Source organism: Streptomyces sp. NPDC127117 (assembly GCF_042677325.1).
Classification (GTDB): Bacteria; Actinomycetota; Actinomycetes; order Streptomycetales; family Streptomycetaceae; genus Streptomyces.
Genome location: NZ_JBHXTM010000001.1, coordinates 152,075 through 176,652, shown reverse-complemented (window position 1 = coordinate 176,652; position 24,578 = coordinate 152,075). Strand labels below are relative to the sequence as shown.

Genomic DNA, 24,578 nt, shown 5'->3' with positions numbered 1-24,578 from the left:
GCTGCCCGAGTTGTCGCGGGGCGGGATGCGGTTCTGGACGAGGTGGCAGCAGCGCTGCCACCCGGTGTCCCATAACCGGCACCGTCCCGGATCGATCGCCTTCGGCTCATCCCGGCGCGCCTCGGCCATCGCGTCGGCCGCCGGAACCTCGGCGCCACAGCACGGGGTGGCCGCGGACGTCTCCTCGGTGTGGCTCTCAGGCGGCGCGCGACACCCATTGCCGGTCCGTCAGCACGGAGCCGAGGGCGCAGACCACCGCGCAGCCCGCGCTCACCACCGGACGCGCCGGAACGTGCAGAGCAGTGACGGAGAACACCGAGGCGCTGAGCCAGCCCGTCGTCGCGCCCATGCACAGGACGGACAGGCGGTCGAACCGGGCGGACCTGCGGGCCCTTCCGTCCGCCCGCCGCCAGCGCATCAACTGAACGGGCAGCAGTAACGCGAGCACGGACAGCCAGGTGATCAACGGCGCGTGCAGCGAGCCCGGCAACGGCAGCTTGTAGGAGAGAGTCTGCACCGCGGCCAGGGCCGTCAGCAGCGACCCGAGTACCGCCCCCTGAACGACGGTCGTGCGCTGTTGGAGGAGCGCCAGTCGCTGCCGCACGATCGACTCGGTCGTCCGGGAGATCTCGTCCGCCTCGCGCTTGACGGATTCGGCATGAGCGATGTCGTCGTCGATCAGGGCGAGGAGCGAGCGTCCCAGGATCTGGTCCGGGTCGGTGCCCGCTCCGGCGGCAGACGGCAGCAGCTCCGCCAGGGAATCCAAGGTGATCCGCACCGACTGGCGCATGTCGCGAAGATCTCTCAGCGACTGGTTGAGCCCTTGGTCGCCGACGTACAGCGTGGCGATGGACGCGTCCGCGGCGATCAGTTCGTCCGGCCCGGAACCGGCGGCGAGCACGTTGCCGCACAGCCCGGCCAACCCTTCCGACGCGGCCGAGAGACGCCCGCACAGGGAGTGGAAGGCTGGTTGGTGCGCGCGGTGCACGGACGCGTGGTGCCGCAGCCGCGCCGCCCCCTCCAGACAGCGGAGGAAGGGCGCGACAGCACCTGAAGGACCGATGTGCCACAGCCAGGCGTCGAAGTCCGCCTCGCCCGATGCCTGCCCCACGACCACGGCCGCACCGACCGTCCCCGGTCCCGCGGTGCGCGTGAACCGGACCAGGTATCCGTCGGGCGACCGCCGCCAACTCCCCTCCGGCGACGCCCCGGCCGCCGGAACCGAGGTGAGCAGACGGTCCAGCCGGCCTGCGCCGGGCGGCGTCCGCCCGCTGTCGAGCACGCGGTGGACGTACGTGGTCGAGGAACCCAGCCGCTCGGGCAACGGCGCCACCTCGTCCCAGCGGCGGCGTAGATCCCCCCAGGAGACGCCAGGTCCCGGGAACAGCACGACCGTGATGCCGATGGCATCGCCACGGCGGTACGCGAAGGCCTGCGCGGGCGACGGCCCCGTGCACTGGCCCGCCGCGAGCAATACCTGGCCGGCGGCGCTGCCCGCCGCGGTCGGCGGTGCCAGGGCGGGCAGTTCTGCGGAGCCGAAGCCGGGGACCGGATCGGTCACGCCCAACCGGTTACCCAGCCGCTCCCACAACCGACGCACGGAAAGCCCTCCACCCACCTCGTCCCGTACCGCCGCGGCCAGCGGAACGAAGGTGTGGACGATCAGGGCGTGGCCCTCGAAGCGGCTACGTGGCACGGTCGCCCGGGCCGCCCGCCGACTCGGTGGAGTCCACCGGAACCGGGGCGTCCTCGTCGTCCGCGACCGTTCCCCGGATACGGTTCACGAGCCGTTCGACCCGGTCGGCGAGTCCGGCCGGCGGTGGCACCGGAGCACCGGCCCCACCGAGCATACGCATGCGCCCCGACGGCAGGGAGTCCTCCAACGCGTGCAACGCGCGTCGCAGGGTGGCGGCGTCCCCGCCGCCCAGGGCGCTGTCCACGTCGTCGAGCGCCAGGCCCACCCGGGCCCAGACGCGGGGACTCGCCGACTCGATCGCGCCCACGGCGGCCAGTAGCGGGTCCGCTTCCTCACAGGCGTCCGGCCAGTCGGTCACGCAACCCCCAACCAATCTTACGATCCTCAACAGCATGCCATCATAAGGAGGTTACGGCCGATCGCGCACACATCCACCAGTGACGGGAAGCGTTCATGACGGGCTCGCCGGAAGCTCCTATGACGATACGTCAGATGGCCGAGGCCGGCCTTGCGAACTACCGCCGTTGGCAGAACCACCAGGACCCCGAAGCATTGCGGACCTCGCTGCGCATGTGGTCGACACTCAGAGAGGTCGTACCGCGCGGATCGGCCCTCCGGCCCCCGTTCCTCACCGAGTTCGGCCGGGCGCTGCGCGGCTGGGCACGGCTCACCGGCGACCGGACATGGCTCGACCGTGCCGTGGAGGTGAGCACCGAGGCGGTGCGGGAGGGTGAGGAGCAGGAACACCCCTACTTGGACGAGCAGTTGTCCAACCTGGGCCTTGTTCTCTGGGAGCGGTTCCGGGGCGCGGGCCGCATACCCGATCTGGAGGAGGCGATCACCGCGGCCCGGCGCAGCGTCGCCCTCACCGCCCTTGATTCGGAGCAGCGCCCCGGCCGCCTCGACAACCTCGCCCAGATGCTCCTGAACCGCTTCGACCACACCGGGTCCGGCGAACACCACGCGGAGGCGTTCGCCGCGACACGCGCCGCCGCCGCAGCCATGCCGCCGGGACACCCACAGGCCCAGGTGACCCACTTCCATCTCAGCGAGCTCGCGAGGGTGAGTTACGGAAAGACACACGACCCGGGCGATATCGACCTGTCGATCGAGGCGGCCCGCCGTGTGATCGGCCTGACCGGACCGGAGGAGCCCCGCCACCCCTTGGCCTGGGCGGGACTGACCAGGGCGCTGCTGATCAGAATGCGGTCGCGGCGAAGCTCCGGGGATACCGTCCCGGCGGACGAGATGGACGACATGGTCCGGGCGGCACGCCGAGCCGTCGAACTGGGCGCCCCCGACGACCCGGAACTCGGAAGCAGCCGGCTGCTGCTCGCCCAGAGCCTGCTGTTCCGTGCCGAACACACCCTGGCGCGGGCGGACCTGGACGAGGCGACGGCCCTGTACGAGCGGCTTCTGCCGGAGTCCGCCGGAACCGATCAGGAGGTATCGGTGCGTGCGGAGCTCGCCCTGTGCCTCGTCCTGTGCCACCACCGGACCGGTGACGTCCGTGACGTCCGAGCCGCCGTCGGCCTCCTCCGCTCCGCCGTTCGCGAACCGTCCGGCACGGACGAGGAGACGGAAGCCCTGCTGGTGCTCGGGTCGAGCCTGCACACGCTCTACAACGACCACACCGCGAGTGTCACGGACCTGGACGAGGCGATCGAGGCCGTGCGGCGGGGCGCGGCGCTGAGCGGCGACGGTGCGGAGGGCAGCCTCGCCCTGGCGATGCTCGGTGAGCTGCTGTGCCGCCGTTTCGAGGACTTCGGGGACCGCGGAGATCTTGACGAGGCGGTGATGGTCGGCCTCCGGGCCGAGCGGGGCGCGCCCACCGGGAGTTCCCACCGCCCGCTCGTCCTGCACGCGATGAGTACCGTGCTGCGGGTGCGCGCCCTGCACACGGGCGATCGGACGGATTTCGACAGCGCCGTCGATGCCGCCGCGGCATGCGTGGCGGGTATGCCCGATGAGGGCCGGGAGAGAGCTGTCGCGCTGAGTGGTCTGGGCAGCACCCTGCAGGCGAGGTACGAGCACCGCGGCAGCTTCGAGGATCTGCGGGCCGCGGTGGACGCCAGGCGCGAGGCCGTGCGGATGAGCGGAGACCACGTGGCACTCCGGGCCATGTGCCTCAACGGACTCGGATTCGCCCTGCAGGCCCGGTTCGAGCACACCGGGGACGGCACCGACCTGGCGGCCGCTGTGAATGCCTGCGACGAGGCAGCGCGGACCGTCCCGCCCGGCCACCCCCTCCAGGACCGGTATCTGGCCAATCTGAGCCTGGCGCTGCTGAGCGCCCATCAGCACCGCGGACGACCCGGTGACCTGGACCGGGCCGTCGAGGCCGCCCGGCTCGCGGTCGCCGCGACCCTGCCCGGTTCGCACCGGCGGGCGATGAACCTGTCCAACCTCGGCATCGCCCTGCTGAATCGCTTCGACGAGGTGGGGAACGAGGAGGACCTGAACACTGCGATCCGGTCCATGAGAGAGGCGTCGGAGGCTGCCCAGGACGACCATCCGGACCAGGTGAAGTTCCTGTCGAACCTGACTGGGATGCTTCGACGCCGGTCCCGGCACCCCGGCCGGGAGCACGATCTGCGCGAGGCACTGGACCTGGGCCGCCACGCGGTCGCGCGTTGCCCCACCGACCACGCGAGCAGGGCCGGATGCCTGTTCGACCTGGGGCACACGCTTCGCGAGGCGGGGCTGTCGGCCGAGGCGATGGACGCCTTCCGGGAGGCCGCACGGCTTCTCACCGGGCCGATGTCGGTACGGCTGGGGGCAGCCCTGCGCTGGGGTGAACTCGCCGCAGCGGACCGGCGGTGGACCGATGCCCGGCAGGGCTACGGATACGCCGTCGAACTGCTGCCCCAGGCAGCGTGGCACGGTCTGGACCGGGACGACCGGGCCCATTTCCTGGCGGATGCCAACGGCCTCGCCCCCGATGCCGCTGCCGTCGCCATCGAGCAGGGCGACCTCGTCTCCGCGGTGGAACTGCTGGAACTGGGGCGTGGCGTCCTGCTGGCACAGGCCCTCGACGCCCGCACCGAACTTGACGAACTCCGGGAACGGGACGCCGGCCTCGCCGACCGTATGGAGGAGGTCCGGCATCTGCTCGACCGGGCGGGCACGACCGCCGACGTACGGGAGTCCCCGGCCGCCACGCCGGCACCGGAGGCGCAGGGGAGACGTGAAGCCGCCGCCGAATGGGACCGCCTGCTGGTACGGGCCAGGGCGCTGATCCCGGAGTTCCTGCTGCCGCCCCCCTACCACCGGCTGCGGGAGGCCGCATGCGACGGCCCGGTCGTGATCGTCAACATCGGACGACACCGCTGCGACGCCCTGGTCGTGACCGCCGAGGACGACGCGCCGCCCCGAATCGTCCCGCTGGAGAGGATCACGCGCGAGGTGGTCGACAGCCGTGCCCGGGAACTGATCAAGGTCTTCAGCAGCGGTGCGGACACCACCGCGCAGGAGCAGAACGAGGTGCTGCGAGCACTTCTCGCGTGGCTCTGGACCGACATCGCCGAGCCGGTCCTCACCGCACTCGACTGGCCGGCGCGCCCGGAGCAGGGACGGGAACCTCGTCTGTGGTGGTGCCCGACCGGTGCGCTCACCCTGCTCCCGCTCCACGCGGCGGGCGAATACCCGCCTGCCGGGGGCGGCCTGGCCCGCCCCGCCCCGGATGCCTCCGGCCTTCTCGACCGTGCGGTCTGCTCGTACGCCCCGACCCTGCGCGCCCTCGTGGCCGCGCGGGAACGCGCGGCCCCCGCTGCCGGCGGACTGCTCGGGGTCGCCGTGCCGAGCGCCCCGGGCATGACAGCGCTGCGTCACGCGGTGCCGGAAGTCGGTTCGCTGCGCGAGGAGTTTCCCACCATGACCGCGTTGGTCGGCCCCCTGGCCACCCGTGCGTCGGTCCTCGAACAGCTCCAGTGCCACAGCCGGCTTCATTTCGCCGGCCACGGTTCGCAGTACTCGCTCGCCGGCGGCGCACTGCACTGCACGGACGCATCGATCAGTCTGCGCGATGTGACTGCCCTCCGGCTCTCCGGCGCCGAACTCGCCTTCCTCTCCGCCTGCGAGACGGCCCGCGGCATCACTGGCCTGGCCGACGAGTTCGCCCACCTGGCCGGGGGACTCAACATCGCCGGCTTCAGCCATGTGATCGCGACCCAGTGGCCCATCAGCGACCTGCGCGCCCCTCAGGTCGCACGGGACTTCTACCGCGCGCTCCGTCACGAACCGCCCCCCGGCGACCGCCGACTGCCCGCCGCCGCGGCCCTGCGCACCGCAGTCCTCCGGCTCCGCGCCGCCCGCCCGGAGTCCCCGGTGCTCTGGGCGCCGTACATCCACACCGGCCCCTGACCCCATTTCTGACCAATTGCATTTCCTCGTCGCCGATGAGAACCGAGTGCTCGGGCAGGGCGATCTCGCCCAGCTGCTCGACGAGTGCGCCGCGATGCGTCCCGCGCCCGCCCGACGTCCACGGGCCGGACGCCAGTGGACGTCGACACGCGTGCCTCCCGGTACACCGGACCGGCGGCGCTCCGTCTCGTGGCACGCAGGACGGAGTTCCTGCGCCAGCTGGAGGGACGCGGACGACGCGCCCCTCCGTCAAGCGATGCACGGCAGGCGTCGATGCCGCGTGCCGGTCAGCGCTGCGTGTGCAAGCAGCCTCGCCGGTCCGGGAGCGAATTCCCCACCTGCGAGCGATTCACGGTCGGCCGGAGCCATGCCTGGGTGATTGCGTCGTTGATCACGGGCAGGGTCCGTGACAGTGCGGGCCCTTTCCCCGAGGGAGTACGAGCCCGTGAAGTTCTTGCCGCGTCCGGTTGCCGCCGCTCTCGTCGCCTGTGCCGCCCTGGGCGTGCCTCTGGCCTCACAGTCGGCGAGCGCCGCAAACCCCACACCCGTGGACAGGTCCATCCCCAGGACGGACCTGCCGGCCGCTCGGGCATTCCTCGACGGGAAGCCCGCCGACCTCGCGGCGGCCGTCGCCCACTGCGAAAGCGGGCCGAACGCCTGCACCTTCACCGCCGACAAGGACAGCACGTTCCGCTACTACGACCGGGCACGCGTCGCCGGGGATGCGTTCGTCAACTGCACCAGGAACACTGCGGAGCACCCGCGGACACTCCGATACCAGGAAGACGCCTTCGACAGCGTCAGCCAGAAGCGGACCGGCCTCTTCGCCCACCCGGTCCTCGCCCGGCCCGAGAACACCGGAGCCATGTCCCACCAGCTTGAGACGGCGCTGACACAGACCGGCGGAGCATGGACCTGGACGAAGTCCGCAGTACGGGATGTGACCGAGCGGATCCGGCCCGGGGAGGTTTCCTGGATCGAGGTCCAGCCCGCCCGGCACCGCGTCTACGGCTCCTTCACCGCCACAGGCACGGACGCGCCCGACTGGCGGATCGACGTCATCGTGGACGCCCCCCACGCCGCCCTGCCCGACCGCGTCCTCCAGCGCACCGGACCCATGTCCGAAGCCGAGAAGCAACACTGCGCCGCGAACCGTCCGGTCAACTGAACGGCCACGCCCGCGCGTTCGCCTCCGACCTCTGCCGGTGCGCCGACCGGCTGCCGAAGAACAGTGGGCGCAAGGAGCTTGCCGAAGTCGGCCTGGGTTCGGCAGCCGGCGTGGTGTGATCGTGCGTGACGTCTGCCAACGGTTCACCAGCCGACTTGTCCCGACGTGGTCCCGCCGCCGCAGGACGCGCGGACGACCAGGGTGGGCCACAACTGCACACGGTGCACGGGACGTTCGGTCGGGTCGGCCATGCGTGCCAGGGCCATCTCGGCTGCGACCGAGCCGAGCCGGTGTTTGGGCGGGCGGACAGCAGTCAGCGGAGGGTCGGACGCCGCGGCGACTTCGTCGTCGTACGAGACGACGGCCAGGTCGTCGGGGACGCTGAGTCCCCGGTCGCGGGCACGCTCCGTCAGGCCGATGGCTTCTCTGTCGGAGTGCACGAACAGCGCCGTGACCCCTGCGTCGTAGCAGCGTTGCAGTACGGCGTCGTACGCGTCGGTCCAGCCGGGGGAGCCGTAGGCGGGGACGTCGAGTTCGAGGCCCTCACGGCCGGGCGGGCCGAGAGAGGCGACGGTCTCCCGCCACCCTTCGAGCAGGGCCTGGGTCGTGGGGCTGAAGCGGGCGGTGATGAAGGCGATCCGGTGGTGGCCGAGCGCGACAAGGTGCCGCACCGCCAGGCCCGCCCCCAGGCTGTGTGCGGTGGTCACCGCGTCGAGCGGCAGTGTGGGCAGTGCCGGTGGCGGAAGACGCTCCACCAGCAGGACCGGGACGGTGAGGCCGCCGAGCCAGCGCAGCAGATCCAGGCCGGCCTCTCCGGTGGTGGTGGGGGCGATCAGCAACGTACGTGCCCCGCGGTCGAGGAGTGCGGAGACCTGGCGCCGGTCCTCCGCGGCGTCGTAGGAGGAACCGCGGAGCGCCAGTCTTCCGCCCGCGGCGGCCACGGCCGACTGGGCGCCCTGGATGACGGGCGGCCAGTAGAACTCGACCGTGGGGACCACCATGCCCACCAGGGCCTGACCCGGCAGTCGCCCGAAGGGGGAGGAAGGAGCGAGGGCCCGCTGCTCGGGGAGATGGCCACGGTGGGGCTGGGTGACCCCACCGTGCACGCGCCGCACCAGGCCCCGGTCGGCCAGGATCGTCACGTCCCGCCGTACGGTCACCGCGGTCACGCCCAGCCGTGCGACCAGATCGGCCAGGCGTACGGTTCCCCGCTCCCGAACGGCGGCGAGGATGAGTTCCTGCCGTTCCGACGCCAGCGTCATGCAGTCACTCCCGCTGTTCTGGTGATCGTTTCGCTTTGTTCGGCTTCTCTTTGTCGGTCCTGTTCTACCGCACCGTCCCGACGGCGCGGAAGGCGGAGTTCTCCTTCATCCCGCGCTCGGGGCTGCTGACCAGGTATTTCGATGGGCAGGCCGACCCCTGTCGCGAGGCCCGGTGCGTCGTGCGGGTCGGGGTTCGACCTGCCTTCCGCCTTCGTTCTCTATCGATATTGATTGCTTGCTTTCGTTTCCGTTGACCAGGGGCTTCCCCGGCGCTGAAGTGTGCGAACAGCTCGCTGCGTGAAAGGAAAATCATGGTGCTCGGCATCCCACCCGACGCCGGTGGCGGAGAAGACGATCCCCGGACGCGCTGGTCCAGGAGGTCACTGCTGCGTACCTCCACCGGCCTCGGCGCGGCGCTTCTCACCGGAGGCACTCTCAGCGGTTGCGTGGACGCGTCCTCCGGAGCCACCCGGGTCCGCCTGTGGTCCTGGCTGACCGGGATGGACCAGTACGTCGACGCGTTCAACTCCGCCCAGGGCGACGTCCACGTCGAACTGAGTGTGATCGCCGCCGGAGTCGCCGGCGGCTACGCACAGCAGACCAACGCCATCCGCGCACACAACGCTCCCGACATCCTGCACGTGGAGTACCAGGCACTGCCGCAGATCCTGACCACGGGTGGTCTGCGCGAACTGACCGACGACATCGAGGACCTCGCCGACGGGTTCCTGCCCGCCGCCTGGCAGAGCGTCCGCCCGGACGGACGTACCTGGGCCGTACCCATGGACTTCTGCCCGATGGCCTTCTTCTACCGCAAGGACCTCTTCGACGACGCGGGAATCCGGGTGCCCCGAACCTGGGAGGAGTTCAGGCAGGCGGCCTCGGCCGTCCGCCGGGCCGAACCGGCCGCACGGATCACCACCTTCCCCCTCAACGACGGCGCGTTCCTCGCCGGAATGGCCTGGCAGGCCGGGGATCCGTGGTGGCGGATCGCGGACGGCTCCTGGGAGGTCGGCATCGACCGTCGGGGCACCCTGCGCACCGCCGACTACTGGCAGGACATGATCGGTTCCGGCCGCGTCGGCAGCGGCAGCACCGGCACGCAGAGCTGGACCGCCGCCATGCACAAGGGCGGGCTGTGGGGGCTCCTCGGCGCGACCTGGAGCGTGGGGATGCTGAAGAAGTCCCTGCCCGAGGACACCGGTCGATGGGCCGTCGCGCCGATGCCCACCTGGGACGACGAGCCGGCCAACGGCGTGCACGGCGGTTCTGCCTTCGGGATCTCGGCCGAGAGCGACGTACCCGAGGCGGCCCTGACGTTCTTGCGATGGCTGAGCACCGATCCCGCCGTTCCTCGTATAGGGGCGAAGGTCACATTCCCTTCGCCCGCCTACCGGGCCGGCAGGCGCGTCGCCCGTGAGGCGTACGACGATTCCTACTTCATCGGCGACCCGGTGTACGACGTGCTGGACGAAGCGGCGACCCGGGTACCCGAGTGGACCTGGGGCCCCAACGCGCTCAGCGTCTTCTCCGCCGCCGCCGACGCCCTGGGGCCCGTCCCCACCGGAGCGACCACGATGCCCAGGGCGATGCACCGCATCCAGTCATCCGCCGTCGCCACCATGCGGGCGCGTGGCCTGGCCGTGACGAACGAGGCCAGGACATGACCACGACCGCAATCACGACTCCGACCACAACGCCCGCTCCCTCGCCGAGGCCCGCGCCCGCCGTCGCTCCCGCAGGTCCGCCCCGTCGGACGAGCGGCCGACGACTGTCCGGTATCGCTCTGGCCGCACCGTTCGCGCTCCTCTTGCTGTGCACGGTGCTCGTGCCCATCGGATACGCCCTCTACCTCAGCCTGTTCACCGACCGGCTCTCGGGGCTCGGCTTCGACGGCTACCGTGAGGTGTTCACCGGCTTCGACAACTACACGTCGGTCCTCGGTGACCCCGCCTTCCTCGACAGCGTGGCCCACGTGGCCCTGTACGCGCTCGTTCACATCCCGGTGATGTTCGCGGGCGCCCTCGTCATCGCCCTGCTCCTCGACTCCGTCGCCGTACGGCTGCGGCAGATGTGGTCGCTGGCCGTCTTCCTGCCGCACGCGGTGCCCGGGGTGATCGCCGGACTGATCTGGGGCTACCTCTACAGCCCGGGAATCGGCCCGCTGAACGGCATCCTTCCGGTCGACCCGCTCAGCGACGGCGGTGTGCTGCCCTCCATCGTCAACATGGCGACCTGGCAGTGGATGGGCTACAACATGATCATTTTCTACACGGCCCTGCAGACCGTGCCCCGTGAGGTGCTCGAAGCCGCCCGCGCCGATGGGGCCGGTGCCCTCCGTACCGCACTGGCCATCAAGGTCCCCATGATCCGGCCGACGATCTTCGTAGCGCTCGTGTTCACCACGATCGGCTCGCTCCAACTGTTCACCGAACCCCTGGTGCTGCGGACCTTCACCGGCACGGTGACCAGTACCTGGACCCCCAGCCTCTACATCTACGAAGCGGCCTTCATCAGCAACGACTACGGGCGGGCCGCCGCCGCGTCCATCCTGCTCGCCGTCGCCTCGGCCCTGCTCTCCGCGCTGGTGATGCGCCTGTCCGCCCGGAGGTCACGATGACAGCATCCACCACGACGCCGAGAGCCGCCGGCCGGCCGTGCCGTCCCATCGAGCCCCGGTGGGGCGTGGGCTCCCGCCGGACCTCACGGGGTGCCGTCCACGGCGTCCTGCTCCTCGGCGTGCTCTACAGCGTGCTGCCCCTGGTGTGGCTGGCGACATCGGCCACCAAGTCCGTCGGCGACTTCTCCACCACCAGCGCCTTCGAGTTCGCGGACTGGAACCTGTGGAACAACCTGCGGGACCTCTTCACCCGGGAGGACGGAGTCTTCCTCGACTGGATCCGCAACTCCGTCCTCTACGCGGGTGCCGGTGCCTTCCTCGGAGCGCTGATCTGCACCGCCTGTGGCTACGCGATCGCCAAGCTCGACTTTCCCGGACGGCGCGCACTGTTCGCGGTGACCCTGGCCGGCGTGCTGGTGCCTCCCACGGCTCTCGCTCTGCCGCTGTACCTTCTCGCCTCACAACTGCACGTCGTGGACACCTTCTGGGCGGTGTTCATCCCGCTGCTCACCAACCCCTTCGGCGTCTACCTCGCACGGACCTTCGCCGAGGCATCCGTACCCGACGAGGTACTTGAGGCGTCACGACTCGACGGGGCCAACGAGCTGCGCACCTTCGTGCGGATCGCCCTGCCGGTGATGCTGCCCGGCTTCGTCACCATCCTGCTGTTCCAGTTCGTCGGCATCTGGAACAACTTCTTTCTGCCCCTGGTGATGCTCACCGACCCCAAGCTGTTCCCCATGACCCTGGGGATCTACCAATGGGGCACCCGCGCACCCCAGTTCCCCGACTACAACCCCCTGGTCATCACAGGATCCCTGCTCGCCGTGGTCCCGTTGATCGTGGCGTTCATCGTGCTGCAGCGTCAGTGGCGCAGCGGCCTGTCCGCCGGGAGTGTGAAGTGACCGCCTCCGGCCGCAGGCCCGAGACAGCGTTGCTGATGAGCCGCCAGTTCCGGGAGTCGCAGTTCGGCCCGGAGGAAATGGCCCGCCTGCGTGCCCCGGCCGGCCCGGGGGAGCCGCTCGCCGCCGAGGATCTGGGATCCGGACGCGTACTCGCGCGCCTCGCCGACACAGAGGTGCTGATCACCTCGTGGGGCTGTCCGGTGCCGGAGGAACCGGTGCTACGGGCTGCCCCCGGGCTGCGTGCCGTGCTTCATGCGGCGGGATCTGTACGCGGTCACGTACCGGCCGCCGCGTTCGACTGTGGCCTCCTGGTGACCACGGCGGCCGGCGCCAACGCCGAACCCGTCGCCCAGTACACGCTCGCCGCCGTATTGTCGTCGGTCGCCAGGGCCCCTTCCCCAGGCGCTCGGCTCCGTTCGAGCAGGGGAGACCCCATCCGGCTCCCTCGTCCGCCTTGCGATGCACGACACCGGACCCCGCTCCCTTTCCGGCCTGATCCAGACGAAAGACCCCAGCCGCGTTGCCTCCCGGCACGGTACTCGGCAGCACCGCCCGAGGCACCGTGATCGACCACGCCGCGCTCGAAGCCGCCTGCCACGAGGGCCTGCACGCCGTCCCCGACGTGACCGATCCCGAACCGCTGCCGGCCACCAACCCCCTGTACGACCTGCCCAACGTACTTCTCCCACCACCCATCGCCGGCTCGCTCGGGTCGGAGACCAGGACGATGACCGCCGCGGTCCTCACCGAACTCGAACGCTACGCCGCGGGCCTGCCGCCCCACTCCCCGGTGACGGCGCAATCCCTGGAGACACTGACGTGACCACAGAGGACGACCGCGACTCCGAGGCACGGCAGACCGCCCTCCCACGAGGGCCTCCGCCCGCACACCGAACCTGCGCGCGACTCCGCACCGATCCCCGGCCACTCCCGGTGCACCAGCTGCCGCCCGCCCACCGGGACGGGCAGCACCCCCCGCCACGCACTCCGCAGAAGAACACCGGAGGAAGCCATGTCCCACCCCCGCATCAGCCGACGACACGTGCTCCAGGCAGGAGGCGCGGCCGGTCTGGCCTCAGCGCTCGGCCTCGCAGGACAGCCCGCAGCGGCCTTTGACCGGCCCACGGCCCGGATCACCGATCTCGGCCCCGCCGTGGTCCAGTTCTCGCTCATGAGCGCGGTGCTGATCGGCGACACCGTGTACATCGGATCACGGAACGTCGACCCCGTGCGCATCATCGCCCTCCACCTGCCGACCCGCACCGTCGTGGCCCAGACCGATCTCAGCAACGGCCACTCCGTCCAGGCCCTGGCAGCCGACCCGACCGGCAGGTATCTGTACGCAGGCGTCCTGCAGAAGGCGGACGTCGGCAAGCCCAACCTGTTCCGCTGGGACCTGACCACGCCCGGCACCCCCGCCGAGGCCATCGGCCGCATGGGCGACCGCGACGTGCGAGCCCTCGCCGTGGCGCCCGACGGCGTCCTGTACGCCGTGGGCGGCGGTGCCGAGACGGCTCCCGCACTGTGGGAGTGGAACCCCAGGACCCGCGAGGTCCGCAACGCGGGCACCCCGGGCCCCAAGGGCACCCTCGTGCGTGCCGTCGCGGCGACCGGCACGACCGTGTTCTTCGGCGCGGGAACCACCTTCAACGGCGGCGGCGACTCCGGCAGGGCCGCCCTCTACGCCTACGACCGGTCCGCCGCAACCTTCACCTCGGTCGCACCCCCGGAGATGGAGAACGATCCGAGTATCCGGGACCTGGCGGTCATGGGCGACACACTCGTCGTCGGCTCCGCCGGGTCCACGGAGCCGTCGAAGGTCGCCCTCATGGACCTGAACGACCTGTCCTCGTACACCATCGCGACGTCGACCGGGACGGTCGCCAAGTCGTTCACGGAGATCGACGACACGGTGTACTTCGCCGGTGAGGACGGCATCCACGGCTACGACAAGCGGACCGACACCATCGCGCCGGTCGAGTTCGACGGACCTGACCCGGGCGAGATCTGGGGCGTGGACAGCCGGGACGGAAAGATCGTCGTCACCTCGGCCTTCGGCTTCGTCGCGGAGATCGACCCGGCTGCGGGCACCTGCGCGGTCACCGAACTCGGGGAAGCGGGCGCCCCCGAGACCCCGCAGACCGCCATGGGCCTCGCCGCCGGCGACGGTTATGTCTACGTCGGCGGGACGGGCACCCTCGCCCGCCACTCACTGCGCTCCGGCGAGGTCGTCAACCTGCGCGCGCCCGGCGAGGCCAAGGACTGCGTCGTCCATGACGGAGCTCTGTACACCGGCCAGTACAACTCGCAGGGCATCTGGCGCTACGACCCCCGCCACGACAAGCAGATGCGCCAGGTGGCCGACTTCCTCAACGAGCAGAACCGGCCCCTGGACGTCACCCTGGACCGGACGAACGGCCTCGTGCTCGTCGGCGTGCAGTCCGACACCGAGGGCGGCGGTTCGCTCTGGACGTACCACCCGGCGACAGGCCGGTCCCGGTGCTTCGTCGACCCGGTCGACGCGATGCAGTGCGTGCGCGGTATCGCGAGCCAGGACGGCGTGGCGTATCTCGGTGGTGACAACACCCTCGTCACCGGGCCACGCAGCACCGTGGTGGCGTTCGATCCCGTCCGCGGCAAGGCGCTCTGGCGGATGGACCCGCAGCAGACGGCGGGCACGGCCGCTCTGACGGTCAGGGGACGCCACTTGTACGGTCTGTCACGCAAGGGCGGCCTCTTCGTCATCGACCTCCGTCGGCGCACCCTCGTTCACCGGGCGGACATCAGGGAGGTCTGCAACGGCTTCGCCGCCCTGGTGACCAACCGCGGTGTGGTGTACGGAGTCTCCGATACGACCGTGTTCCGCTTCGACCCCCGCACCTTCGCCGTCAGCACCGTCGTTCCCGCCGTCAACGGCAGCTGGTACAGCGGCTCCCACCTCACCAACGACGAGGCCGGCCATCTCTACACCATGCGCGGCCGCAACCTGATCCGGATCACCGACAGGCCGGGCCGCTGAACGTACGACCCAGCGGGGAACGACTTCAGGAAGGACACGGAAATGAACAAGAAAACAATGGTGCGGGCCTCGACCGCCCTCGTACTGGCAGGGGCACTCGGCGTGGTGGGCCTGAACACCGCCGACGCGGGCCAGGACAGGCCGGACCGATCCGCGGCGCAGCAGTCCCGGAACAGCGCGCGTTCCACACTGCTCGACATCGACTACAAGGACGGCAGCCTCAACTCGGGAATCCCCGGACTGACGACGACGCACGCCACCGCGCACGACGCCTCGTCAGTCGTCAGGTTTGGCGACGACTACGCCATCACGCACAAGGTGACGCTGGGAGATCCCGACTACGAGTCCGACGGGGCCCCGCGCAGTGAGAGCGCCACGAACAACATCCCTCAGGGAGTATTCCATGTGGGCGACGTGCGCCGTTACGAGTTCAGCATCCTCCTGAAGGACTGGAAGACCTACGAGCCGGGGGAATCGGAGAGCGGCGACATCATCTTCCAGGGGAAGCACGCAGGCGGGAACCGGCCGTCCTTCTACCTGATGGCCAAACGCAACAGCATCGCCTTCCGGTCACCCGCGCTCGAACTGCAGGCCGATGTGGTCGATGACTTCCGCCCGTACGTCAATCAGTGGATGACGTTCCGCGTGGACGTCCGCTGGACGGACGACAGGACCGGCCACTACAGGATCTCCACCCGCACGCCCGGCGAATCGGAATTCACCCTGCGCAAGACGTACGAGCACGTGCAGACCTTCCACCCCAAGAACCCCACGAATTTCGGATACATCAAGTGGGGCCTCTACCGCCCCGGACAGAGCATCCAGAACGGAGACGTTCCGACGCGGATCGTGCAGCACGACAACATCAGCATTCAGGATCTCGCGGGCGAATAAGCCGGAAGGAGGCGGGGTTCGGCCCGCCCCGAGATCTCCCTGCTGCCTGTCTCGTCCGGCACGAAGTCCGCTCCGGATCGATCCAACCGTCCCCTTGATGAAGGTCTGGTGATCGGGTCAACTGGGCGGCTCGACGCCCGAGCGGACCGCCTCCGGGAACGACCTGATGCACTTGCAGCCGACCGAGGCATCGGGCTGCGGTGTCCGGGTGAAGGGCGACACCAAGGTCCCCGGAACCCGGTACCCGTCGCTTCAGGCGTACCCCCTCACCCGTATCGAGGCGAGTACCCTCAGCGGGTGCTGGGACTGCACACCGGCGGCCCCTTGGGACCGGTGATCTCAGTGATCCGGAGCAGCAAGCGGCAGCCGTGTACGGGAACGGACGGACGGCGGCCGGGAGGCGGTGTCCGTCGTCGGGGTCCGGGATCTCTACCCGGTCGGGGGCTGATCAGTGTCAGTCTGATCGGGATGCTCGGCGGCATGGCGCCTGGTGGGGCGGTTCGAAGGTTGAGGAAGCGGCAGCCGCGTTGCCAGGCTGGGCGCTGGTCGCGTCCGGATGTTGTGATCTGACGGGTGGGTCGGCCCTGTGGAACGTGCGAGGTGACCGCAGGGCCCTGAGCACCGTGCCCGACCGTACGAGCAGCAGCGGCTCACCGCCCGGTGAGCTGCTGGATACGCGCAACCCCAGCCGCAGGCGCAGCGGGTGAGCCGGCGGTTGCAGGCACCGCTACCTGGCTGCCTTTGCTCCCGCAGGACCGGCCCGGCCGTCCAGGCGCCGTGTCGGCCCGGATACGACGACGCACGGCACAGCCCCCGCACCCAGTGGCACAGCAACGGGTACGTGTATCCGTCTGGCACGTGAACGGATTCGGTGGCCGGGCGTCGTGGACCGGGCCCACCAGATCGTGGAGGGCAACGAGGGTGGCGTCACGCCGCGCCAGGTCAGGTATCGCCTCGTTTCCGAGAGCGTGCTGCCGCGCACCCCGTCGATGTACCGGCACCTGTCCGCCCACCCCGCCCGGGCCGCCGAGCGGGCGACTTGCCGCCTGCCGGGCGAGCGCTCGGCTTGCGGGGTCGGCCGAGGACAGAGCGGTCCGAGACCAGTGAAGCGATCGCACGATGGGCCTCGGCGCCCCGGTCGAGCCGCATCGCGGAGTGCGTCGTAAACCACTGGCCGATCGCATCATCCTGGAGGGAAGCTGGGCCCCATGACGACAACCTTGATCACCGGAGCCAACAAGGGCCTCGGCCGCGAGACCGCCCGTCGGCTCATCGCCGCGGGCCACACCGTCTATTTGGGAGCGCGCAATATCGAGCGCGGCGCGGTGGCCGCGGCCGAGCTCGGCGCCCGGTTCGTGCAACTCGACGTCACCGACGATGCGTCGGTCGCCGCCGCGGTGGCCACCATCGAGGCCGACGGCGACCTGGACGTCTTGGTCAACAACGCCGGAATCGAGGTGCGGTCACCGGGAGGAGACATCATCGGTGCCGCGGAGCTGACCGCCGATGTGATGCGGGAGGTGTTCGAGACCAACGTCTTCGGCCTGGTCCGGGTGACCCACGCCTTCCTGCCACTGCTGGAACGCTCCGCCGCCCCGGTCGTGGTCAATGTCAGCAGCAGGCTGGCCTCGCTGGCCCAGGCCGGCGAGGGGTACCCGGGGGTGGCCTACCCGGCCTCCAAGACCGCGGTCAACATGCTCACCGTGCAGTTCGCCAAGGCGTTCCCGCAGATGCGGATCAACGCCGTGGAGCCCGGCTACACCGCGACGGACCTGAACCAGCACGAGGGCACACAGACCGTCGAGCAGGGCGCCGAGATCATCGTTCGGATGGCTCAGCCGGGGCCGGACGGCCCGACCGGCGGCTACTTCGACGCGGCGGGCCCGCTGCCCTGGTAGGTGGCGAGGCCTACGACGGGATCCGCGATGCTGCTGGACCAGGGCCCCATCTCAGGTACGGCTACGCCGATGCCGTCCTGACCACCGCCCTGTCCCTGGCCGCGGATAGGTACTGCGGTACCCGGTTCTTGGCCGCGGATGCGACGGACCGGCCACGACACTGGTACGAGTGTCGTTTCTTCTCCGCCATCGACCACTTGCACTGCTTCGAACGGCGCTGATCGCGTCCGTCGAGTGGGCGGTCGGGTGCCGGCCGGTCCGACATGCCGGGCAGGCCGAAGGGCCCACCCCGCAGCGGAGCTTCCGGCACCGGGATCCGAGTCACCGCAATGGTCCCTCCACGGCGAAGACGTGGCTGTAACGTCAGCCGCGAGCCCTCGCAGGGAGGGTCATCAAGGCAGGGGGAGGACTGTGTCAGAGATTTCCCGGCGAGCACTCTTGGGTGCCACCGGCGCAGTTGCCGCATCGACACTTCTCACGACAACCGGACCAGCGCAGGCCGCCGATACCGAGGGCGGCAAGGGCGGGAACACACCACACAGCACCTCGAAGGAGGACGAGACACCCATGGCCAGTGGCAGCCAGACCCTCAAGTACGTGGCATACATCTCAAGTCCCGACACGGAGGTGCTGAACGACGCGACGTTCGGCGTCGGTGCCGACCCCGCCGACATGTGGGCGTATCTCGACGATGCCACAGCACGCCTCCGGGCGAGACATCCCGCGTACTCCTTCACCCCCCGTCTCGTCAGGTATGACCAGGTCACCACCGAGATACCGCGCCCGTAGCACACACTGCGCCGGCCCCGGCCCCCAACTGGGCCGGCGCATCCCCTTACCCCGGTTCCGGGTCTGCGCACGGCGCGCCACCTGGTAGCGGCAGTCAAGGCGTCAACCGGCACACCGACGTCCGCTCCCAGCGCTTCGTCGGCTCCGTGCCCTGAGGCGGGGGCGACCCGGCCGTGGGGATTGGGTGGGACGCCGGGGTCCGCCGGTTCCGGGATGAAACAACGGGAGAAGCAGCCTCTGGGCGGGATGGGCGACTACCAGGTTGCGGGAAGGTGCAGAGGGCTCCGTGTGAGGGCGCTCCTGCGCCATTCGACGGCGTCGGCCGGCACTGCAAGGCGCAGGCTGGGGAGCCGGGCGGACAGTCGGTTGAGGGCGAGGCGGAGTTCCGCGCGGGCCAGCGAGACGCCCAGACAGTAGTGGTGTCCTCCACCGAAGGCGAGGGTGGGGTGCTCCAGTGGGGCGAACAGGTCGGCGAAGGGGGCGGCGGGGAACGCCGATGGGTCGCGGTTGGCCACGCCGCGGTCGAGGGTGACGAGGTCTCCGGCCCGGATAGCCGTGCCGGCGATCTTCAGGTCCTCGGTGGCACGTAGCGGGTTGGTGCGCTTGCCGGGGTCGTTGAGTGGGATCAGGTGTGTCAGACGGTCGGCCAGCGTGCCTGCGGCCGCTTCGTCGGAGCCCAGGCGGGCCCACTCCTGCGGGCGTTCGCTCAGAAGATAGAGGAGGCTGTTGCCCAGCATGGTCATGGTGGTGTCGTAGCCGGCCACGACGAGGGTGGTCACGAGGTTGACGAGCTGGGACTCGGGGATGCCGCCTTCGCGGTCGGCGGCCTCTACGAGGGTGCTGATCAGATCAGGCCCGGGGGCGTGTCGGCGGTCGGCGATGAGGCGGGTGGTGAACTCGGTGAACTCCTGGGCGGCCTGCGCAGTTTCGTTCTGCGGAACCGAGGCGTCGGGGAAGGCGAGTTCGGTCCAGTGCAGCAGTCGGGTGTCGTCGAGGTCGTGGATTCCCAGCAGCTTGTTCATGACGGCGATGGGAAGGGGCCGGGTGTAGTGGTCGACGAGGTCCGCGGGCGGGCCATGGTCGACGAGGTTTTCGGTCAGCCGGTCGGTGACCTCGGCGATCAGCGGTGTGAGGCGGTCGATCGCACGGGGGGTGAAGGCCCCTTTGGTGGTCTGGCGCAGTCGTGTGTGAGCGGAGCCGTCCTGCTTGGCCATGGCGTCGGTGGTGTCGGAGAGGGGCGAGGCCGCTGCCGCGGGCAGAATGGCGCGGACGAACCGGGTGTCGGCCAGCACCTGGCGGACGTCGTCGTAGCGGGTGAAGTGCCAGGCGGGGCTGCCGTCGGGCAGGGTCGTGCGCCGGGGCGGGCCGGGGGCATCGAACGTCAGCCGGTGCAGGGGAAGGACTTCCTCGTCGTCGGTCATGATCCTCCTAAGCGAGCGGTGGCCTGCGACGCAGGGGCGGCGGCATTCCGGCTCCCCGCATGTGGACCTGTGCGGCGGAGTGGGGCAGGTGCTGCGGTCGGGCGGCGAAGGGAACGTGGTCGTCGCTTCCGGTCAGGGGCCGCGCAGCCTCGGTACCAGCCCATTCACACCTACTGGGACAGAGAGTGCATGAATGATCACTTTACGTGTCATGTGTGTGGTTGTCGGTGGTGGTCATGGCCGAGTCGCACTTGCCGCGACTCTTCTGCTCGCGGACCGGGAACGGCAGGTCACCGGGCTGATCGGCTGCCCAACAGGCCGACGACCTCCTCGCCGCCGGTCTCCGGCTACACGTACGCCCCCTCCCGACACCCCGACCACCCCTGACGCCCGGCCGGAGACATCGAGGACGGCCAGGAACACGAGGACGTCGCCGCAGTGCGCGCCGAGCTGGAACGCGTGCAGCACGAGCGGGAGTCGGCGAAGGCGGCACATCTGAAGGCGCGGCTGACAGGGCGTGGCGCGCGCATCGAGGATCCGCGGCGGGCGTCGGCCGCCCTGATGCCCGCCCCTGGAACGGGGCGATCTGACGGGCCGCCCATGCCCGCGCAGGCCGGACCGTACGGTCAGTACGCCTGTGACAGAACGAAGACGCCGCAGAGGACCGTCTGTGACTCGGTGCGGGATACAAATACTTTCGACCGCATGCACCGCGTTACTCATGGGGGAACACCGTGAAGTACACCCGCATCACTGCTCTCGCCGCCATCGGCGTCGCCGCCACTCTCTCGCTCACCGCCTGTGGCAGCGACAGCTCCGGGAAGGTCTCGTCCTCCAAGGGCTCCTCGTCCTCGTCTTCTTCGTCCTCGGACAGTGACTCGAAGCCGGAGGGCACCTCGGGCTCCGACGGCTCGGAGGCCGGCAACGCGAAGTCGGGCTCCGGTGAGGACACCGAGGCAGAGGCAGCCGCGAACAGCGCGACGAAGACCGGCGCCAAGGCCACATTCTGCAAGACGGGGGACCTGGCCATCGAGGCGACGGACGCCGCTCCCGACAAGGAATCCGGCAGGATCGACATCACCATGATCAACCGAGGGTTGACCACCTGCTCGGCAACGGGCTTCGCAGGCGTCGACATCAAGGACGCCGACAACACATCGAACCCCATCGAGCGCGGCCACGCCCAGCCGCGCATCACCACCCTGAAGCCCGGTGACGCCGCTGTTTTCAACCTCGCCTACGACATCGACAACTCGGGCGAGAGTCTCGCGTCCCCGACCAACATCCTGGTGACGCCCCCGAACGAGACCCACACCGTGACCCTGAAGTGGCCTGCGGGTGCGGGGGAGATCAAGGGCGCCTACACCGACGTTGAGGTCTACCCCACGCACACGACCAGGTAGGGGTGGTGCGCGCGGCCGGGCCCGTGGCTGATCGCCGGATCCGGCCAGGGTCTTGCCCATAACGGGGTCCTCGGCAAGGTCGGGCTCACCGGCATGATCGATGTCGCGACCAGGAAACCATCGGCGGTGGTTCTGCCGCCGACGACGAAGTCGGTGGACGCGACCTTGCCGGCCGCACTGTCACTCCCGGGCCAATGAGGCCGGGTTGGGTCGACGCTGAATGTCCCGGTCGGTGCTGCCGCACCGCAGCCTGGAGCAGGGGCTGCTGAAGGGCGCTGAAGTGGAAGAACGCAGGGGCTGCGGGGTCTCGATGACCCACCGAAAGCCGGTTCCCACTCGCAAGTGATGCTCGGGCACCTGCCAGCAGTTTTGGGTTCCGCCGGTGGGCGGACTCCGCGACTGCACCGGGCGGGCCACCAGTGGTCCAACTTCAGTGGCAAGCCGCGCCACTTCGCCGTCACAGGCCAGCCGCGCCCAACAGAAGTTCACGGGTCGGTATCGGAATCAGGTGGAATGTCACGCCGTCGCCTTCCGCCATGTCTCCAATGCTCTGACCGCGTGGGTTCGCCGGGCCAATTCAGTCGAGACAGGTCCAGCAGTCTGAGTAGCCTCGCCCTGTGGTGGATGAAGCGGCGTACGTCCGGTATCGGGAAGACTCGAAGGTGCTGGCAGCGATCGGGGAGCATGTCGACGCCCAGGTCGGCCGTGTCACGGTGCGACTGCCCAGGGCTGTGGCCGAGGCCGCGGTGGACGCCTGGGAGCGTGACGAGTTGGGTGACCTCGGTGAGGAGACCCATGAGCAGTACGCGCTGCGGGACCAGGCTGGTGATCTGGCACTGATCGGCCTCGTGATCTCGGAGCGAGGCCGCTGGGAGGGTGAGGAGGTCGTGATCGACCTGGATCTCGTCTTCGCGGGGGCAGCCGTACGGGCGTCGTTGTGAGTCGGGCCGCGGCGGCCACCGGGCTGCCGCCGCCCAGCCCTGCCAGGTGGTCACCGGCCACGCTGCACCGCCGGTGGCTTCGTTCACTTCCAAGGGTTCTGGCTCACTTCCCGCGGAGGGCTGACTGAGTGTGAAGAGGAGTCCGGCCCCGCGCGGCGGGGGTTCTTGGGAGGGTTTTCGGGGAGCTTCGGGCTCGTTGATGACGCGGTCCGACCAGTGAGCCGCCGCCTCTTGCCTCACGACACCACGATCGCCACAACCGCCCGAGTTGCTGGATGCCTCGTTCTTCTCTACGGGCAGCCCTGCACCCGTATCGCGGCCCTGACCACCTCGCACTCATGGAGCCCGCTGGTGAACTCCCCGCTGCCGTCCTGAGCGACCTTCTCGGCATCCACATCGGCACCGCCACGCTCTGGTCCCAGGAGTCGGGCAACACGCACCCTGGCTACGCGGCAGAGACGGCACGGAGGGAACGCAGGAACTGATGGCCGGGGTTGCCGATATGCACCCCGGAAGGTGACGTCACACTCATCATGACAGGTCAGAGGGTGCTTTCGTAGGAGGAACGGCACACGTGACCAGCCTTGTTCAGCCCTCTGTGGGGCATCCAGAATCTCCGTCATGAATCACTCGGGGAAAGTCGATCAGGACGACATCGTGCGAGCGCGGAATGTGCTGCTCGCGTCGGGACGCCGCACGCCGCGCGAGGAAGTCGACGCCTACCGGGTGCTCGCTCGGGTCAGCCCCGCCTCGTACCTGCCGCTCTTGGCCCGGGCGCTGCAACGTCTGAGCTACGACACCGGCTCCGGCAAGAGGCATGCGTTCTCTCTGGCGTTGTGCGAGGAGGCAGTGGCCGCAGCGCGGTCCATCGATCCGGCCGAACCTGCCCGTGCGGATGTTCTGTACGAGGCCCTCAACACGTGCCAGAGAGAGCTGTACGGCCTGGGCCGACGCGCCGAAGGACTCGCTATGCGTGCCGAGATGCTCGCCATTGGCCGTGCAAAGGCCGAACTGTCCGGAGATCCCGTGGTCAACGGGTTGAATGAGTGGGCTGCCGGACTCTCCGAGGAAGGCCGGTATGCCGAGGCTGCCGATGCCATGACCGAGTTGGTCGCAGGGATCCTGCCCGACGGGCCCCGCAGTGGGGCTCTCGCCTGGTCACTCCTGGAGTGGATCGCCGCTCTCCATGACGCCGGCCGGTCCGGCGAAGCACTCGCCGCATTCGAGACACTCGTCAGCATGGAAGCGGCCGAAGCCGCGAACGACCATGGGCCGATGGCCTGCCATCTCTACTCGCTCATCGGGTACGCCCGGATGCTCGACACCCACGGCCGAGGCGAGCAGGCGGTTCTCGCGCGGCAAGAGGCACTGGACTTGCTGAAGGAGCTGGCCGATACCGGTGAGCGGAAGTCCTGGAGTGGCTATCAAGCGTCGTATTGGGCGGTGCTGCTGTCCCTCTCCGGCGCCGAAAGCGATCGGCCTGCGTCCAATGGACCGCGTCCGCCTTCGGGAGCGGCGCCCATCCAGTGGTCACCCGATGCCAAGCAGCGCTACTTCGACAGCCGTCATACCCTCCGCGAAGAGCTGGAGACCCTCGCTCCGCGAGCCACTGAAGATCCGGACCAGCACCTGGCCGAACTGGTCCGCCTGCATCGCGTCCTCACCATCCGCTCCGCCGTCTACTGGGAGAACCGCACCCATCTGTTCGCGGAGCAAGTGCACTCCCTGTTCGACGAGGGAGTGAGCCTGGCCCGCCGACTTTCTCAGCACGACCCGGCAGAGGGAACACGAACACTGGCCACGAGCCTGATCGACCGATCGACCTTCCACACCGCCGCCCGCGAGTTCAGGCCCGCCCTCGACGACTTCCGCCAAGCCCTGAGCTACCTGGGGGAGGCCGGTTAGCCCGAGCCGGCCATCGTCCGCGGGCCTGGACGACGCCTGAGGGAGGGGCATGATCATCGCTTTGTGGTCGCAGTGGGGGCAGTACGAGTACGTCACCAACATCGGCTTCTTCGCCTGAACAGCGGTCTCCCCTTGCCGAGCCGTCGGCGGTCTCCCAGCCCGGGGCGGTCAGCACTTACCCGGCGTGGTGACCCGTACCTGAAAGCCACGCCGAGGAATTCGTCCGTCTACTTGTTCTGCGACTTCTGCTACAGGCCCGGGCCGGCCTCGTCGGCTCTTCGCTCCTCCTGCGGGT

18 protein-coding genes are annotated in these 24,578 nt (G+C 69.7%); 14 read left to right on the top strand and 4 right to left on the bottom strand.

What is annotated here, in order from left to right:
- Positions 1-196: 196 nt before the first annotated feature.
- Entirely contained in the window at positions 197-1,696 is a 1,500-nt protein-coding gene (locus ACFVH0_RS00830) for a CATRA conflict system CASPASE/TPR repeat-associated protein (RefSeq protein WP_385817285.1), read from the bottom strand.
- Complete coding sequence (locus tag ACFVH0_RS00825; RefSeq protein ID WP_385817284.1) at positions 1,686-2,054, bottom strand: CATRA system-associated protein; 369 nt, start codon at positions 2,052-2,054, stop codon at positions 1,686-1,688. Before ACFVH0_RS00825 ends, ACFVH0_RS00830 begins: the two co-directional genes overlap by 11 nt.
- A 119-nt stretch (positions 2,055-2,173) precedes the next feature.
- Here ACFVH0_RS00825 and ACFVH0_RS00820 point away from each other — a divergent pair, with 119 nt between their 5' ends.
- Positions 2,174-6,058, top strand: coding sequence for a CHAT domain-containing protein (locus tag ACFVH0_RS00820; RefSeq protein ID WP_385817283.1), 3,885 nt, complete (start codon positions 2,174-2,176; stop codon positions 6,056-6,058).
- A 445-nt stretch (positions 6,059-6,503) separates the two neighbouring features.
- A complete protein-coding gene (locus tag ACFVH0_RS00815) occupies positions 6,504-7,226 on the top strand; it encodes a hypothetical protein (RefSeq protein ID WP_385817282.1) in 723 nt (240 codons plus the stop codon).
- A gap of 143 nt (positions 7,227-7,369) precedes the next feature.
- Here the strand turns inward: ACFVH0_RS00815 and ACFVH0_RS00810 are convergent, their stop codons facing one another.
- Positions 7,370-8,488, bottom strand: coding sequence for a substrate-binding domain-containing protein (locus ACFVH0_RS00810; RefSeq protein WP_385817281.1), 1,119 nt, complete (start codon positions 8,486-8,488; stop codon positions 7,370-7,372).
- 311 nt (positions 8,489-8,799) lie between these two features.
- On the opposite strand from ACFVH0_RS00810, the gene ACFVH0_RS00805 reads away from it, so the two are divergent.
- From ACFVH0_RS00805 to ACFVH0_RS00770, 8 genes are all read left to right on the top strand, one after another.
- Positions 8,800-10,155 carry an ABC transporter substrate-binding protein gene (locus ACFVH0_RS00805; protein ID WP_385817280.1) on the top strand — a complete coding sequence of 452 codons (1,356 nt, stop codon included), beginning with the start codon at positions 8,800-8,802 and terminating at the stop codon, positions 10,153-10,155.
- Complete coding sequence (locus ACFVH0_RS00800) at positions 10,152-11,108, top strand: carbohydrate ABC transporter permease (RefSeq protein ID WP_385817279.1); 957 nt, start codon at positions 10,152-10,154, stop codon at positions 11,106-11,108. Before ACFVH0_RS00805 ends, ACFVH0_RS00800 begins: the two co-directional genes overlap by 4 nt.
- Positions 11,105-12,013: a carbohydrate ABC transporter permease gene (locus ACFVH0_RS00795; RefSeq protein WP_385817278.1), complete on the top strand. Its 909-nt coding sequence runs from the start codon at positions 11,105-11,107 to the stop codon at positions 12,011-12,013. The genes ACFVH0_RS00800 and ACFVH0_RS00795 overlap by 4 nt, the downstream gene beginning before the upstream one ends.
- 520 nt (positions 12,014-12,533) lie before the next feature.
- Positions 12,534-12,836, top strand: coding sequence for an NAD(P)-dependent oxidoreductase (locus tag ACFVH0_RS00790; protein WP_385817277.1), 303 nt, complete (start codon positions 12,534-12,536; stop codon positions 12,834-12,836).
- A 189-nt stretch (positions 12,837-13,025) separates the two neighbouring features.
- Positions 13,026-15,032, top strand: coding sequence for a PQQ-binding-like beta-propeller repeat protein (locus ACFVH0_RS00785; protein WP_385817276.1), 2,007 nt, complete (start codon positions 13,026-13,028; stop codon positions 15,030-15,032).
- A gap of 42 nt (positions 15,033-15,074) precedes the next feature.
- A complete protein-coding gene (locus ACFVH0_RS00780; protein ID WP_385817275.1) occupies positions 15,075-15,926 on the top strand; it encodes a heparin lyase I family protein in 852 nt (283 codons plus the stop codon).
- A gap of 1,208 nt (positions 15,927-17,134) precedes the next feature.
- Positions 17,135-17,824: an SDR family NAD(P)-dependent oxidoreductase gene (locus ACFVH0_RS00775; RefSeq protein ID WP_385817274.1), complete on the top strand. Its 690-nt coding sequence runs from the start codon at positions 17,135-17,137 to the stop codon at positions 17,822-17,824.
- Between the two features lie 567 nt (positions 17,825-18,391).
- Positions 18,392-18,613, top strand: a complete 222-nt coding sequence (locus tag ACFVH0_RS00770; RefSeq protein WP_385817273.1) for a hypothetical protein — start codon at positions 18,392-18,394, stop codon at positions 18,611-18,613.
- 254 nt (positions 18,614-18,867) lie between these two features.
- Here ACFVH0_RS00770 and ACFVH0_RS00765 read toward each other — a convergent pair whose 3' ends face one another.
- Positions 18,868-20,034 (bottom strand): cytochrome P450, encoded by a 1,167-nt coding sequence (locus ACFVH0_RS00765; protein ID WP_385817272.1) that lies wholly within the window; start codon positions 20,032-20,034, stop codon positions 18,868-18,870.
- Positions 20,035-20,768: 734 nt separating this feature from the next.
- Between ACFVH0_RS00765 and ACFVH0_RS00760 the strand changes: the two genes are divergently transcribed.
- From ACFVH0_RS00760 to ACFVH0_RS00745, 4 genes are all read left to right on the top strand, one after another.
- Positions 20,769-21,437 (top strand): DUF4232 domain-containing protein, encoded by a 669-nt coding sequence (locus ACFVH0_RS00760; protein ID WP_385817271.1) that lies wholly within the window; start codon positions 20,769-20,771, stop codon positions 21,435-21,437.
- Between the two features lie 617 nt (positions 21,438-22,054).
- Positions 22,055-22,378: a hypothetical protein gene (locus ACFVH0_RS00755; RefSeq protein WP_385817270.1), complete on the top strand. Its 324-nt coding sequence runs from the start codon at positions 22,055-22,057 to the stop codon at positions 22,376-22,378.
- Positions 22,379-22,716: 338 nt separating this feature from the next.
- Entirely contained in the window at positions 22,717-22,863 is a 147-nt protein-coding gene (locus tag ACFVH0_RS00750; RefSeq protein WP_385817269.1) for a hypothetical protein, read from the top strand.
- Positions 22,864-22,999: 136 nt separating this feature from the next.
- Positions 23,000-24,283 carry a hypothetical protein gene (locus ACFVH0_RS00745; RefSeq protein ID WP_385817268.1) on the top strand — a complete coding sequence of 428 codons (1,284 nt, stop codon included), beginning with the start codon at positions 23,000-23,002 and terminating at the stop codon, positions 24,281-24,283.
- Positions 24,284-24,578: the final 295 nt, after the last annotated feature.